This is a genomic window from Pseudomonas urethralis (assembly GCF_021602465.1).
GTDB lineage: Bacteria > Pseudomonadota > Gammaproteobacteria > Pseudomonadales > Pseudomonadaceae > Aquipseudomonas > Aquipseudomonas vlassakiae.
The window spans coordinates 373,798-388,307 of record NZ_BQIJ01000003.1 but is presented as its reverse complement, the minus strand read 5'-3'; the positions used below and the strand labels follow the sequence as shown (position 1 = coordinate 388,307).

Genomic DNA, 14,510 nt, shown 5'->3' with positions numbered 1-14,510 from the left:
TGACGGCTTACAGGCAGGCTATCGGACGCTCGCCGGAAAACTTGATAGCCGTGCTCGGACCGGGGTTTTCCGGTAGCATTGGGGCCTGAGTTCGACCCGCCTGGAATTCCCAATGTCCGATCGCCTGACCCTCCTGCGTCCCGACGACTGGCACATCCATCTGCGCGATGGTGCCGTCCTGCCCCATACCGTTGGCGATGTGGCGCGTACTTTCGCCCGTGCCATCATCATGCCCAACCTGGTTCCGCCGGTGCGCAACGCCGTCGAAGCTGGCGCCTACCGCGAGCGCATCCTTGCCGCACGCCCGGCTGGCAGCCGCTTCGAACCGCTGATGGTGCTGTACCTCACCGACCGCACCAGCCCCGAGGACATCCGCGCGGCCAAGGCCAGCGGTATCGTCTACGCCGCCAAGCTGTACCCGGCCGGCGCAACGACCAACTCCGATTCGGGCGTGACCAGCATCGACAACATCTTCCCGGCCATCGAGGCCCTGGCGGAGGTCGGCATGCCCTTGCTGGTGCACGGTGAAGTCACCCGCAGCGAAATCGACGTGTTCGACCGCGAGAAGCGCTTCATCGACGAGCACATGCGCCGCCTGGTCGAGCGCTTTCCGACCCTGAAAGTGGTCTTCGAGCACATCACCACAGGCGACGCCGCGCAGTTCGTCACCGAAGCCCCGGCCAACGTCGGTGCAACCATCACTGCCCAGCACCTGCTGTACAACCGCAACCACATGCTGGTCGGCGGTATCCGCCCGCACTTCTATTGCTTGCCGATCCTCAAGCGCAACACCCACCAGGTGGCGCTGCTGGACGCGGCCACCAGCGGCAACCCGAAGTTCTTCCTCGGCACCGACTCGGCACCGCATGCCCGTCACGCCAAGGAAGCCGCCTGCGGTTGTGCCGGCTGCTACACCGCATACGCTGCCATCGAGATGTACGCCGAGGCGTTCGAGCAGCGCAATGCGCTGGACAAGCTGGAAGGTTTCGCCAGCCTGCATGGCCCGGCCTTCTATGGCCTGCCAGCGAACACCGACACCATCACCTTGGTTCGCGAAGAATGGACCGCCCCGGACAGCCTGCCATTCGGCGAGCAAACCGTGATCCCGCTGCGCGCCGGTGAGAAACTGCGCTGGCGCCTGCTGGAGGACAACGCGTGAGCGAAGACCTGTACGAAGACGACCAGGACGGTCAGGTCGGCGGCGGCTCGCGCCACCCGATGGCCGAGCGCTTCCGTGGCTATCTGCCGGTAGTCGTGGATGTCGAGACTGGCGGCTTCAACAGCGCCACCGACGCCCTGCTGGAAATTGCCGCAGTGACCATCGGCATGGACGAAAAGGGCTTTCTGTTCCCGGAGCACACCTACTTCTACCGGGTCGAACCGTTCGAAGGGGCCAACATCGAGCCGGCCGCGCTGGAGTTCACCGGCATCAAGCTGGATCACCCGCTGCGCATGGCGGTGAGCGAGGAAAGCGCGCTCACCGACATTTTCCGCGGTGTGCGCAAGGCGCTCAAAGCCAACGGCTGCAAACGGGCGATCCTGGTCGGCCACAACAGCAGCTTCGACCTTGGTTTCCTTAATGCGGCGGTCACGCGTAACGACATCAAGCGTAACCCGTTCCACCCGTTCTCCAGCTTCGACACCGCGACCCTGGCTGGCCTGGCCTACGGCCAGACCGTACTGGCACGAGCCTGCCAGAGCGCCGACATCGACTTCGACGGGCGTGAAGCGCACTCGGCGCGTTACGACACCGAGAAGACGGCCGAGCTGTTCTGCGGCATCGTCAACCGCTGGAAGGAAATGGGCGGCTGGCGCGACTTCAACGACTGACCTGAAAAGCTTCGCGGGCGAGCCCGCGAAGCGGCCAGAACAAGCTGGCACAAAAAAAACCGGCCACGTGGGCCGGTTTTTTCATGCGCATGGCAATTACAGCTTGCCAGCGTTCTCGCTCAGGTAAGCAGCCACGCCTTCTGGCGAAGCGGTCATGCCCTGGTCGCCTTTCTTCCAGTTGGCAGGGCAGACTTCGCCGTGCTCTTCGTGGAATTGCAGGGCGTCGACCAGACGCAGCAGCTCGTCCATGTTGCGGCCCAGCGGCAGGTCGTTGACGATCTGCGAACGGACAACACCGTTGGTGTCGATCAGGAAGGCGCCGCGGAAAGCTACGCCGCCTTCGGACTCGACGTCGTAGGCCTTGCAGATTTCGTGAGTGATGTCGGCAGCCAGGGTGTACTTGACCTGGCCGATACCGCCGGCATTGACCGGGGTGTTACGCCAGGCGTTGTGGGTGAAGTGCGAGTCGATCGAAACGCCGATCACTTCGACGTTGCGCGCCTGGAAGTCAGGGATGCGGTTGTCCAGGGCGATCAGCTCGGACGGGCAGACGAAGGTGAAGTCCAGTGGGTAGAAGAACACCAGGCCGTACTTGCCCTTGATAGCCGAAGCCAGGTTGAAGCTGTCGACGATTTCGCCATTGCCCAGGACAGCTGGGACGGTGAAGTCGGGGGCTTGTTTGCCAACGAGTACGCTCATTGTAATCTCCTGATGAGGGTGAAGAACCGTTTGCCGGGCCAAGGCAGGCTTGCCCGACATCCAACAAAGGCTGACCATCATACACGGCTTCCAGTGACAGGCCGAATGCAACCGTCGGTCGCTCAAGCACGGCCCTTTCAGAAAGTCCTTTGACAAGCATTCTCATTAACATTAAGCTCCAACCCATCGACTCAACCCGCGATGGTCAGCCCTTATGTATGTGTGTCTTTGTGTCGGCGTCACCGACGGACAGATCCGCGATGCGATCTATGAAGGATGCTGCAGTTACAAGGAAGTCCGTGCAGCGACCAACGTCGCCAGCCAGTGTGGCAAATGCGCCTGCCTGGCCAAAGAGGTGGTCCGTGAGACCCTCACCGAATTGCAGGTGAGCCAGCACGCCGCCCTGCCCTATCCGGTGGAATTTACTGCTGCCTGATATTACCGAATTCGAAGAACCGGACCCCGTGTCCGGTTTTTTTATGCCTGAATATCAATAAGTTAGCGTTCCAACGCGGTTCACAAACATTCTTATTCCTATTAATTTTCACTTATTATTCAAACACTTAGGTTTGACAGTCCCCCGTTGCAGGCTCAAACTTCGCTGTATTGGCACACCTCTACAGGGCAGGAACCCGACATGAAAGGCGACGTAAGCGTCATCCAGCATCTCAACAAGATCCTCGGAAACGAGCTGGTCGCGATCAACCAGTACTTCCTGCACGCGCGCATGTATGAAGATTGGGGCCTGAACAAGCTCGGCAAGCACGAGTACAAGGAATCCATCGATGAAATGAAGCACGCTGACAAACTGATCAAGCGTATTCTTTTCCTCGAAGGCATCCCCAACGTCCAGGACCTTGGCAAGCTGCTGATCGGTGAGCACACCAAAGAGATGCTCGAGTGCGACCTGAAGATCGAACAGAAAGGCCTGGTCGACCTGAAAGCCGCCATCGCCCACTGCGAAACCGCTGGCGACTTCGGCTCGCGTGACCTGCTCGAAGACATCCTCGAATCCGAGGAAGAACACATCGACTGGCTGGAAACCCAGCTGGGCCTGATCGACAAGATCGGCATCGAGAACTACCTGCAGTCGCAGATGGGCGAAGAGTAAAATTCCCGCCCATGAAAAAACCCGCTCTGAGCGGGTTTTTTCATGGCTGCCTGATGATCAGGCTTCGGAGGCCTTGGCCTTGGCGGTGGCGTCCTTGATCAGGGTCTGCAGCTCACCCTTCTCGAACATTTCCAGCATGATATCGCTACCGCCAACCAGCTCGCCGGCTACCCACAGTTGCGGGAAAGTCGGCCAGTTGGCGTATTTTGGCAGGTTGGCGCGGATTTCCGGGTTCTGCAGGATGTCGACGTAGGCGAACTTCTCGCCGCAACCCATCACAGCCTGCGAAGCACGCGCGGAGAAGCCACACTGCGGGGCATTCGGCGAGCCTTTCATGTAAAGCAGAACGGTGTTGTTGGCAATCTGCTCTTTGATCGTTTCGATGATATCCATGTAGCACCTCGGCTGAACTTTCCGACGCGATCGTCGGCACGGTGAGGCATTGTATCGGAAAGCCGAGCAGCGTGCTCGGCCTTACCGTTGCTCAGGCAGCCTCGACCTGCACGGGCACGCCATTGAGCGCAGCATTGCCGGAAACCGCGTCACGCAGGCGCTCGTCCGTCAGGTCATTGGCGCTCACACCGGCTTGTGCCTGGGCGATCTGCAACTGAACGCCCTGGCGACCATGACCGAAACCATGGGGCAGGCTGACCACCCCGGGCATCATGTCTTCACAGGCCTGCACCTCGACTTCCAGCAGGCCAGTGCGCGAACGGATACGCACCCGCTGGCCATCCTGTAATTGCCGGTCGTGCATGTCGTGGGGGTGCATCAGCAGGTGATGACGCGGCTTGCCTTTGACCAAGCGATGATAGTTGTGCATCCACGAATTGTTGCTGCGCACATGGCGTCGACCGATCAGCAGCAATTCGCCCGGCGCATGAGGCGCCTGCGAGGCCAACCGCTGCAGGTCATCCAGCAGCACCTGCGGCGCCGCCTCGACGGCTTTGCTGGCGGTTGCCAGGCGCGTCGCCAGGTTGGCGCGCAGCGGTCCCAGGTCAAGCCCGTGGGGGTATTGCTCCAGTGCCTGCAGCGACAGGTTCCAGGCGCTGGCCTCGCCATAGCGCCCCTTGCGCAGGGCCAGATCGATCATCTGCGCTGGCGGCCAGGTCGGTTTCAGTTCAAGTTCTGCGCGCTTGGCGAAGGCCTGGGCGAGGCCTACGAAAATCTCCCAGTCATGCAGGGCACCTGCCGGCTTGGCCAGGATGGCGCGATTGAAACGGGTCACGTTGCGCACGGCCAGCAGATTGAAGGTGCTGTCGTAATGGTCGTTTTCCAGCGCCGAGGTCGACGGCAGGATCAGGTCGGCGTGACGGGTAGTTTCATTGATGTAGAGGTCGATGCTGAGCATGAACTCGAGGCCCTCCAGCGCCGCATCCAGCTGCCGGCCATTGGGGGTGGACAGCACCGGATTGCCGGCGACCGTCACCAGGGCGCGTACCTGCCCCTCCCCCGGGGTCAGCATCTCCTCGGCCAAGGCCGCCACGGGCAGCTCGCCCGCGTACTCCGGCAAACCCGAGACGCGGCTCTGCCAGGCATTGAAATGGCCACCTGAGGTGGTCGCCACCAGATCGACCGCAGGCTCGGTGCACAGTGCTCCACCCTCTCGGTCGAGGTTGCCGGTCACCAGGTTGATCATCTGCACCAGCCAGTGGCACAACGTGCCGAACGCCTGGGTCGAAACCCCCATGCGGCCATAGCAGACCGCCTTGTCCGCAGCGGCAAAGTCCCGCGCCAATTGACGTATTTGACTGGCGGCGATGCCACAGTGTGCGCTCATCGCTTCTGCGCTAAACGGCGCAATCGCTTCGCGTACAGGCAGCAGGCCGCTGACCGGCAAATGCGAGCCGCGCGTGAGCCCTTCATCGAACAAGGTGTTGAGCAGGCCACAGAGCAAGGCAGCATCGCCGCCGGGCCGGATGAACAGATGCAGGTCGGCCATGGCAGCGGTTTCGCTACGGCGGGGATCGACCACTACCAGGCGCCCCCCTCGACCACGCAGGGCTTTCAGGCGTTTTTCCACGTCGGGCACGGTCATGATGCTGCCATTGGAGGCCAGCGGGTTGCCACCCAGGATCAGCATGAAGTCGGTATGGTCGATGTCCGGTATGGGCAACAGCAGGCCGTGGCCATACATCAGATGGCTGATCAGATGCTGTGGCAACTGGTCGACCGAGGTGGCAGAGAAGCGGTTGCGGGTCTTGAGCAGGCCGAGGAAGTAATTGCTGTGGGTCATCAGCCCATAGTTGTGCACGCTGGGGTTGCCCTGATATACCGCCACGGCATTGCGCCCGTGGGCCTGCTGGACCGCCCACAACCTGTCGGCGGCCAAGGCGAAAGCTTCATCCCAGCCAATCGGCTGCCACTCGCTCCCGACCCGTCGGTGAGGCTGGCGCAGGCGGTCCGGGTCGTTCTGGATATCCTGCAGGGCCACTGCCTTGGGGCAGATGTGGCCCCGGCTGAACGGGTCTTGCGGGTCCCCCTTGATCGAGCTGATCAGCGCCTGCCCGTCTTGTTCATGGCTGACTTCAATGTTCAAGCCGCAGATCGCTTCGCACAGGTGACAGGCACGGTGATGCAGGGTCTTGGTCATGGCCGCTTCTGCCTTGGTGGTGTAAGGGCTGGTCGAGCAACGACTATGCGCCGCAGCACTCGCCCCGGCCAGCGTGCTTCGCGGCGTGAATCCCGCGACATCAGGCGTACGATTCGCGACAGCCATTTGCCAAATTGCCAGCAAGCCGTGTACAACCTTCTGTAGCAAATAAAAAACAGCACTGGCTCAAGGGGGACGACACCCTTTGTAACCTGTCAAGCACCCTCTGCTGTTTCCCCCTCTTGGTTTCAGGCGACATTTAATTATAGTATTGCGCCTTTCCCCATTTCGTCCGCCCCGTGCGGCTTACGCCGCAGGTCACCCCCGTTGTCAAAAAAAACCATACGGTCGACCTGCATACCGTTGCAGATAAGGTAGTCAATCATGAGCGCTAGGCACTTTCTCTCCCTGCTGGATTTCACCACCGACGAATTGCTCGGTGTGATCCGCCGAGGCATCGAGCTGAAGGACCTGCGCAAGCGAGGCGTGCTGTTCGAGCCTTTGAAGAATCGTGTGCTGGGCATGATCTTCGAGAAGTCCTCGACCCGTACCCGTGTGTCGTTCGAAGCAGGCATGATCCAGCTGGGTGGCCAGGCCATCTTCCTCTCGCCGCGCGACACCCAGCTGGGCCGTGGCGAACCGATCGGCGACAGCGCCATCGTGCTGTCGAGCATGCTCGACGTGGTGATGATCCGTACCCACGCCCACAGCACCCTGACCGAATTCGCTGCCAAATCCCGCGTGCCGGTGATCAACGCCTTGTCCGACGAGTCGCACCCGTGCCAGTTGCTGGCCGACATGCAGACCTTCTTCGAGCACCGCGGCTCGATCCAGGGCAAGACCGTGGCCTGGATCGGCGACGGTTTCAACATGTGCAACTCGTACATCGAGGCGGCCAGGCAGTTCGACTTCCAGCTGCGCATCGCCTGCCCGGAGGGCTACGAGCCCGATCCGCGCTTCATGGCCCTGGGTGGCGATCATGTGCAGATTGTCCGCGATCCGCAGGAAGCCGTGCGCGGTGCGCACCTGGTGACCACGGATGTCTGGACTTCCATGGGCCAGGAAGAGGAAACTGCACGGCGCCTGGCGCATTTCGCGCCTTACCAGGTCACCCGCGCATTGCTCGACCTGGCGGCACCCGACGCCCTGTTCATGCACTGCCTGCCCGCCCACCGGGGCGAGGAAATCAGCCATGACCTGCTCGACGACCCTCGTTCGGTCGCCTGGGATCAGGCTGAGAACCGCTTGCATGCACAGAAGGCCCTCCTCGAATTCCTTGTCGAACCGGCTTACCACCACGCATGAGTCAACCCCTACTGCTCAACCTGCGCAACCTCGCCTGTGGCTACGGCGAGCAGCGCATCGTCCAGAACCTCAACCTGCATTTGAACGCAGGCGACATCGGTTGCCTGCTGGGTTCATCGGGTTGCGGCAAGACCACCACCCTGCGTGCCATCGCCGGCTTCGAGCCGGTGCACGAGGGTGAAATACAGTTGGCCGGCGAGGTGATTTCCCGCGCTGGCTTCACGCTGGCTCCGGAAAAACGCCGGATCGGCATGGTGTTCCAGGACTACGCCCTGTTCCCGCACCTGACCGTGGCGCAGAACATCGCCTTCGGCATCGCCAAGCACCCGAACCAGGCGCAGGTGATCGAAGAGATGCTCGAACTGGTCAAGCTCGCCGGCCTTGGCGGGCGCTACCCACATGAGCTGTCGGGTGGCCAGCAACAGCGTGTCGCCCTGGCGCGTGCCCTGGCACCGGAGCCACAGCTGTTGTTGCTCGACGAACCGTTCTCCAACCTCGACGTGGAACTGCGCCGGCGCCTCAGCCACGAAGTGCGCGACATCCTCAAGAGCCGCGGCACCAGTGCGATTCTGGTGACCCATGACCAGGAAGAAGCGTTTGCCGTGAGCGATCACGTCGGTGTGTTCAAGGAAGGCCGGCTCGAACAATGGGACACGCCGTACAACCTGTATCACGAACCACAGACGCCGTTCGTGGCCAGTTTCGTCGGCCAGGGCTACTTCATCCGTGGCCAGATGAGCAGCCATGAAGCGGTCAATACCGAATTGGGCGAGCTGCGTGGCAACCGCGCCTACAGCATGGCGCCGGGCAGCTCGGTGGATGTGCTGCTGCGCCCTGATGACATCGTGCCGGCGCCAGGCAGCGCCCTGCAGGCCAACATCGTCGGCAAGAGCTTCCTGGGTGCCTCGACGTTGTACCGTTTGCAACTGCCCACTGGCAGCCAGCTCGAAGCGATCTTCCCGAGCCACATCGACCACCAGGTGGGTGAGGACGTAGGTATCGCGGTGAAGGCCGATCACCTGGTGCTGTTCCCCGTGCCGGGCAGTGTCGCGACGCAGTCGGCGCGCCAGGAGAATGGGGTTCGCCGCTACAGCTCGGCGACCTGATTGCAGAACCCGGGGCCGCAGTGCGGCCCCAATGGTTTCAAACCTTACCGATGGCGGCGAATGCCCCCTGGGTATGCTCGGCCAGCACCGCCGCCGCCAACTCGACCTCCAGCCCCCGCCGTCCGGCGCTGACATGGATGGTGGCAAAATCCTGCGCCGAATCATCGATGAAGGTGCGCAGCCGTTTCTTCTGCCCCAAGGGGCTGATCCCACCCACCAGGTAACCGGTTGCCCGCTGGGCCACAGCCGGGTCTGCCATTTCGCACTTCTTCACGCCAGCCGCATGGGCCAGCGCCTTGAGGTCCAGCGTCCCGACCACCGGCACCACCGCCACCAGCAACTCGCCCTTCTCGCTGCTCGCGAGCAAGGTCTTGAACACCTGCTGCGGTTCGAGGCCGAGCTTTTCCGCCGCCTCCAGCCCATAGGACGCCGACTTGGGGTCATGCTCATAGCTGTGCACGCGATGTTCGGCGCGGGCTTTTTTCAACAGGTCGAGTGCGGGGGTCATGCATTGCTCCGGTCCGGGACAGGTCGCGGCTACTTTAGGGCAAATCCTGCATCCCAGCCAGCCAACGGCTGACGCGGCCGTCTACGACGGGCTTCAGCCCTTGAAACAGGCGAGCAAAACGTGACTACCCGTTCACTTTCGACCTTTGACATCAGCGTTTCTTGTCTATATTTTTTCGTTTCTGAATAAATGGTGCACTTTTAAGGTGCGCTTCTTAACACCCGCCTGAGGTCAATGGGGATAGACATCAGGCTTTGCTGTCGAGCGCTTTGCGCCTCACAACAAAAACAACGAGGTCATACATGACGACTGCACTACGCGAACCCACTCTATCCAGCCAATGCCTGGCCGAGTTTCTCGGCACCGCCTTGCTGATCTTCTTCGGCACGGGTTGCGTCGCCGCCCTCAAGGTCGCCGGCGCCAGCTTCGGCCTGTGGGAAATCAGCATCATCTGGGGCGTCGGCGTAAGCATGGCGATCTACCTCACCGCGGGCATTTCCGGCGCGCACCTGAACCCGGCCGTGAGCATCGCGCTCACCCTGTTTGCCGGCTTCGACAAGCGCAAGCTGCCGTTCTACGCGCTTGCCCAGGTCTGTGGCGCATTCTGTGGCGCCGCGCTCGTTTACACGCTCTACAGCAACCTGTTCTTCGATTTCGAACAGGCCCACGCCCTGTTGCGTGGCAGCACCCAGAGCCTCGAACTGGCCTCGGTATTCTCGACCTATCCGCACCCATCACTGTCCACTGGCCAGGCATTTCTGGTCGAGGTGGTGATCACGGCGATCCTGATGGCGGTGATCATGGCCCTGACCGACGACAACAATGGCCTGCCGCGCGGCGCCATGGCGCCACTGCTGATCGGCCTGCTGATCGCCGTGATTGGCAGCGCCATGGGCCCGCTGACCGGCTTTGCGATGAACCCGGCCCGCGATTTTGGGCCCAAGTTGATGACCTTCCTGGCTGGCTGGGGCGAAATCGCCTTCACTGGCGGTCGGGACATTCCCTATTTCCTGGTTCCGGTGTTCGCACCGATCCTCGGCGCTTGCCTGGGTGCCGCTGCCTACCGCGGCCTTATCGCCCGCAACCTGCCGACGGCGCAAGGCGCAAGCGCCGAGACAACCGACAATCGCCAGGGCGATACTCAAGCCAACTGATACTGGCGCCCTGAACTCCTCTTTTATGCAAGGCCTACGACCATGACAGACACCCAGGATAAGAACTACATCATCGCCCTGGACCAGGGCACCACCAGCTCGCGAGCGATCATCTTCGACCGCGATGCCAACGTGGTCGGTACCTCGCAGCGCGAGTTCGCCCAGCATTACCCGCATGCCGGCTGGGTCGAGCACGATCCGATGGAGATCTTCGCCACCCAGAGCGCGACCATGGTCGAGGCCCTGGCCCAGGCCGGCATCAGCCATGCCCAGGTGGCCGCGCTGGGGATTACCAATCAGCGTGAAACCACCGTGGTGTGGGACAAGGAAACCGGCCGACCGGTGTACAACGCGATCGTCTGGCAATGCCGCCGCAGTACCGAGATCTGTGCCCAGCTCAAGCGAGATGGCCATGAAGACTACATCCGCGAAACCACCGGCCTGGTCACTGACCCGTACTTCTCCGGCACCAAGCTGAAGTGGATCCTCGATAACGTCGAAGGTGCCCGCGAACGCGCCGAGCGCGGCGAACTGCTGTTCGGCACCATCGATACCTGGCTGATCTGGAAGTTCTCCGGCGGCAAGGTGCATGTCACCGACTACACCAACGCTTCGCGTACGCTGATGTTCAACATCCACAGCCTGCAGTGGGACCAAAAGCTGCTGGAAATCCTCGGCATCCCGCGGCAGATGCTGCCCGAAGTACGCCCCTCGTCGGAAGTGTACGGCCACACCAAGAGCGGCATCGCCATCGCCGGTATCGCCGGCGACCAGCAGTCGGCGCTGTTCGGCCAGATGTGCGTGGAGCCAGGCCAGGCCAAGAACACCTACGGCACCGGCTGTTTCCTGTTGATGAACACCGGCAACCAGGCCGTGAAGTCTTCCCACGGCCTGCTCACCACCATCGCCTGCGGCCCGCGTGGCGAGGTGGCCTATGCCCTGGAAGGCGCGGTCTTCAACGGTGGTTCCACCGTGCAGTGGCTGCGTGACGAGCTGAAAATCGTCAACGATGCGCTGGACACCGAATACTTCGCCAGCAAGGTCAAGGACAGCAACGGTGTGTACCTGGTGCCTGCGTTCACCGGTCTCGGCGCGCCCTATTGGGACCCGTATGCCCGCGGCGCGCTGTTTGGCCTGACCCGTGGCGTGAAGGTCGACCACATCATTCGCGCCGCGCTGGAGTCGATTGCCTACCAGACGCGCGACGTGCTCGACGCCATGCAGCAGGACTGCGGCCAGCGCCTGTCGGAACTACGCGTGGACGGTGGCGCAGTGGCCAACAACTTCCTCATGCAGTTCCAGGCCGACATCCTCGGTACCTGCGTCGAGCGTCCGAAAATGCGCGAAACCACCGCCCTCGGCGCCGCCTACCTGGCTGGCCTGGCCTGTGGCTTCTGGAGCGGCCTGGACGAACTGCGCGACAAGGCGATCATCGAGCGCGAGTTCAGCCCGCAGCTGGACGAGGCCGCCAAAGAAAAGCTGTACGCCGGCTGGAAGAAAGCCGTCGAGCGCACCCGTGACTGGGAAGATCACGAAGCGTAAATCAGGCCGGGGCCGCCACGCGGCCCCACTGGTCTACTGGCCGTCATCCCCTTCCTACGGCATCATTGCAGAATTTGCCCGGCAGCCCCAAAGGACCGCCCATGAATCTGCACCCACGCCAACAACAAATCCTAGAACTGGTGCGCGATCGCGGCTACGTCAGTATCGAAGAAATGGCGCAGCTGTTCGTCGTCACACCGCAAACCATCCGCCGCGACATCAACCAGCTCGCCGAACTCAACCTGCTGCGCCGCTACCATGGCGGTGCGGCCTATGATTCGAGCATCGAGAACACCGCCTATGCCATGCGCGCCGACCAGATGCGCGATGAAAAACAACGCATCGCCGAAGCGGTGGCGCGGCAGATTCCCGACCATGCCTCACTGTTCATCAATATCGGCACTACCACCGAATCGATTGCCCGGGCATTGCTCAACCACAACCACCTCAAAGTCATCACCAACAACCTGCATGTGGCCGCGATTCTCGCCGCCAAGGATGACTTCGAGGTGCTGGTAGCCGGCGGCACTGTCCGTCGTGATGGCGGCGTGGTGGGCCAGGCCAGCGTCGACTTCATCAACCAGTTCAAGGTTGATTTCGCCCTGGTCGGCATCAGCGGCATCGATGAGGACGGTAGTCTGCTCGATTTCGATTATCAGGAAGTACGGGTTTCCCAGGCGATCATCGCCAATGCCCGCCAGGTCGTGCTTGCCGCCGACTCCAGCAAGTTCGGGCGCAACGCCATGGTGCGCCTGGGGTCGATCAGCCTGGTCGACTGCCTGGTGACCGACCAGGCACCTGCGCCTGCCCTCACTCAATTGCTGAACCAGTACAAGATTCGGCTTGAGGTGGTGTGAGGGCCTCTGGGCGCATGCAATATGCCTTTAGCGCCTGTGAGATCGAGCGCCGCGCAGGCGGCGCTCGATCTCACAGGCGCAAAACATCTCAAATCGATCACCCAGAATTTTCGCAAATGTTCACTTTCTTGTCATCTGATCAGTTTTTTCTATAAAGACTGACTGGCGACCGGCTTTCTGTTGCGCTAGTATTTTCGAAAACGAACATAAATGTTCATATTCGATGTGAGCAGCCACAGGAGGCCTTGCCCGTGTCCCAGCCCGTTTCGTCCAAGCCCCCAGTCGCCGACTGCTACGACCTCGCCGTCATCGGCGGCGGCATCAATGGTGTGGGTATCGCTGCAGACGCCGCCGGGCGCGGCTTGAAGGTGTTTCTTTGCGAGAAGGACGACCTGGCCCAGCACACCTCGTCGGCCAGCAGCAAGCTGATCCACGGCGGCCTGCGCTACCTGGAACACTACGAATTCCGCCTGGTGCGTGAAGCGCTGGCCGAACGCGAAGTGCTGCTGGCCAAGGCCCCGCACATCGTCAAACCGATGCGCTTCGTGCTGCCGCACCGCCCGCACCTGCGCCCGGCCTGGATGATCCGCGCCGGCCTGTTCCTTTACGACCACCTGGGCAAGCGCAAGCGCCTGGGTGCCTCGCGCAGCCTGCGCTTCGGCCCGGGCTACCCGCTCAAGCCGGCAATCACCCGCGGATTCGAATACGCCGACTGCGCCGTGGACGATGCCCGTCTGGTGGTGCTCAATGCCATGAGCGCCCGTGAAAACGGCGCACACATCCACACCCACACCCGTTGCCTGCGCGCTGAGCGTGTGGATGGCCTTTGGCAGGTTGAGCTGCAGCACGCCGATGGCAGGCTGCAGAGCATTCGCGCCCGCGCCCTGGTCAATGCCGCCGGCCCCTGGGTCGCCAGCTTTATCAAGGACGATCTCAAGCTTGATGCCCCTTACGGCATCCGCCTGATCCAGGGCAGCCACATCATCGTGCCGCGCCTGTACGAGGGCGAACACGCCTATATCCTGCAGAACGAAGACCAGCGCATCGTCTTCTGCATTCCGTACCTGGAGCGCTTTACCCTGATCGGTACCACCGACCGCGAATACAGCGGCGACCCGGCCAAGGTGGCAATCACCGAGCAAGAAACAGACTACTTGCTGAAAGTGGTCAACGAACACTTCAACCATCAGCTGGTGCACGACGATATCGTCCATACTTACTCGGGCGTCCGCCCACTGTGCAACGACGAATCAGACAACCCGTCTGCCGTCACCCGGGATTACACCTTGGCGCTGTCGGCCAGCGAAGGCCAGGCACCCTTGCTCTCGGTATTCGGCGGCAAGCTGACCACGTACCGCAAGCTGGCCGAATCGGCAATGGCCGAGCTCCAGGCGCATTTCCCGCACATGCGTGGCAGCTGGACGGCCAGTGCGCCACTGCCGGGTGGAGAAAACATGACCACTGTCCAGGCGTTGGTCGATGCGGTACTGGCGCGCTGCGGCTGGCTGCCGGTGGACATTGCCAAACGCTGGGCGCTCACCTATGGCTACCGCGTATGGCAGTTGCTCGATGGCGTGCATGGGCCGCAGGACCTGGGCCAGTCGATCGGCGGCGGGCTGTTCGCGCGCGAGGTGGACTACCTGTGCGACCAGGAATGGGCGTGCAGCGCCGACGATATCCTCTGGCGCCGCACCAAGCTGGGGCTGTTCACCAGCGCGGCTGAGCAACACGTGTTGAACGATTACCTGCAACAACGCGCGCAGCATCAGGCCGACATCCAGGCAGCCTGACGCTTCCTGCGGGGT

At 62.0% G+C, this 14,510-nt stretch carries 14 protein-coding genes; 10 read left to right on the top strand and 4 right to left on the bottom strand.

From position 1 onward, the window contains the following. The first annotated feature begins 112 nt into the window (after nucleotides 1-112). Nucleotides 113-1,159, top strand: a complete 1,047-nt coding sequence (gene pyrC, locus L6D64_RS07310; protein ID WP_085675229.1) for a dihydroorotase — start codon at nucleotides 113-115, stop codon at nucleotides 1,157-1,159. A 59-nt stretch (nucleotides 1,160-1,218) separates the two neighbouring features. After that, on the top strand, nucleotides 1,219-1,830 hold the full coding sequence (rnt, locus tag L6D64_RS07305) for a ribonuclease T (protein WP_225923474.1): 612 nt from the start codon (nucleotides 1,219-1,221) through the stop codon (nucleotides 1,828-1,830). A gap of 96 nt (nucleotides 1,831-1,926) precedes the next feature. On the opposite strand, the gene L6D64_RS07300 is transcribed toward rnt, so the two are convergent. Then, the gene (locus tag L6D64_RS07300) at nucleotides 1,927-2,529 is read right to left on the bottom strand and encodes a peroxiredoxin (RefSeq protein ID WP_027918971.1); all 603 of its coding nucleotides are present in this window, start codon (nucleotides 2,527-2,529) and stop codon (nucleotides 1,927-1,929) included. A gap of 214 nt (nucleotides 2,530-2,743) precedes the next feature. On the opposite strand from L6D64_RS07300, the gene L6D64_RS07295 reads away from it, so the two are divergent. Next, nucleotides 2,744-2,965, top strand: coding sequence for a bacterioferritin-associated ferredoxin (locus L6D64_RS07295; protein WP_054885863.1), 222 nt, complete (start codon nucleotides 2,744-2,746; stop codon nucleotides 2,963-2,965). A gap of 201 nt (nucleotides 2,966-3,166) precedes the next feature. Further along, nucleotides 3,167-3,640 (top strand): bacterioferritin, encoded by a 474-nt coding sequence (gene bfr / locus L6D64_RS07290; RefSeq protein ID WP_176506029.1) that lies wholly within the window; start codon nucleotides 3,167-3,169, stop codon nucleotides 3,638-3,640. Between the two features lie 57 nt (nucleotides 3,641-3,697). Here the strand turns inward: bfr and grxD are convergent, their stop codons facing one another. Beyond that, complete coding sequence (grxD, locus tag L6D64_RS07285) at nucleotides 3,698-4,033, bottom strand: Grx4 family monothiol glutaredoxin (protein WP_054885865.1); 336 nt, start codon at nucleotides 4,031-4,033, stop codon at nucleotides 3,698-3,700. A gap of 91 nt (nucleotides 4,034-4,124) precedes the next feature. Then, complete coding sequence (locus tag L6D64_RS07280; RefSeq protein WP_176506028.1) at nucleotides 4,125-6,233, bottom strand: molybdopterin oxidoreductase family protein; 2,109 nt, start codon at nucleotides 6,231-6,233, stop codon at nucleotides 4,125-4,127. Nucleotides 6,234-6,617: 384 nt separating this feature from the next. Between L6D64_RS07280 and argF the strand changes: the two genes are divergently transcribed. Further along, on the top strand, nucleotides 6,618-7,538 hold the full coding sequence (gene argF / locus L6D64_RS07275) for an ornithine carbamoyltransferase (RefSeq protein WP_176506027.1): 921 nt from the start codon (nucleotides 6,618-6,620) through the stop codon (nucleotides 7,536-7,538). Next, a complete protein-coding gene (locus tag L6D64_RS07270) occupies nucleotides 7,535-8,644 on the top strand; it encodes an ABC transporter ATP-binding protein (RefSeq protein ID WP_054885868.1) in 1,110 nt (369 codons plus the stop codon). Before argF ends, L6D64_RS07270 begins: the two co-directional genes overlap by 4 nt. Nucleotides 8,645-8,681: 37 nt before the next feature. Here L6D64_RS07270 and ybaK read toward each other — a convergent pair whose 3' ends face one another. Then, nucleotides 8,682-9,152 (bottom strand): Cys-tRNA(Pro) deacylase, encoded by a 471-nt coding sequence (gene ybaK, locus L6D64_RS07265; RefSeq protein WP_054885869.1) that lies wholly within the window; start codon nucleotides 9,150-9,152, stop codon nucleotides 8,682-8,684. Between the two features lie 302 nt (nucleotides 9,153-9,454). Here ybaK and L6D64_RS07260 point away from each other — a divergent pair, with 302 nt between their 5' ends. The 4 genes from L6D64_RS07260 to glpD all read left to right on the top strand — a co-directional run bounded on the left by L6D64_RS07260 (nucleotide 9,455) and on the right by glpD (nucleotide 14,495). Then, nucleotides 9,455-10,306: an MIP/aquaporin family protein gene (locus L6D64_RS07260; RefSeq protein WP_176506026.1), complete on the top strand. Its 852-nt coding sequence runs from the start codon at nucleotides 9,455-9,457 to the stop codon at nucleotides 10,304-10,306. 42 nt (nucleotides 10,307-10,348) lie between these two features. After that, nucleotides 10,349-11,848 (top strand): glycerol kinase GlpK, encoded by a 1,500-nt coding sequence (gene glpK / locus L6D64_RS07255; protein WP_176506025.1) that lies wholly within the window; start codon nucleotides 10,349-10,351, stop codon nucleotides 11,846-11,848. A gap of 101 nt (nucleotides 11,849-11,949) precedes the next feature. Further along, nucleotides 11,950-12,705: a DNA-binding transcriptional repressor GlpR gene (glpR, locus tag L6D64_RS07250; RefSeq protein WP_054885872.1), complete on the top strand. Its 756-nt coding sequence runs from the start codon at nucleotides 11,950-11,952 to the stop codon at nucleotides 12,703-12,705. Nucleotides 12,706-12,956: 251 nt separating this feature from the next. Next, nucleotides 12,957-14,495 carry a glycerol-3-phosphate dehydrogenase gene (gene glpD / locus L6D64_RS07245; RefSeq protein ID WP_176506024.1) on the top strand — a complete coding sequence of 513 codons (1,539 nt, stop codon included), beginning with the start codon at nucleotides 12,957-12,959 and terminating at the stop codon, nucleotides 14,493-14,495. Nucleotides 14,496-14,510 lie beyond the last annotated feature (15 nt).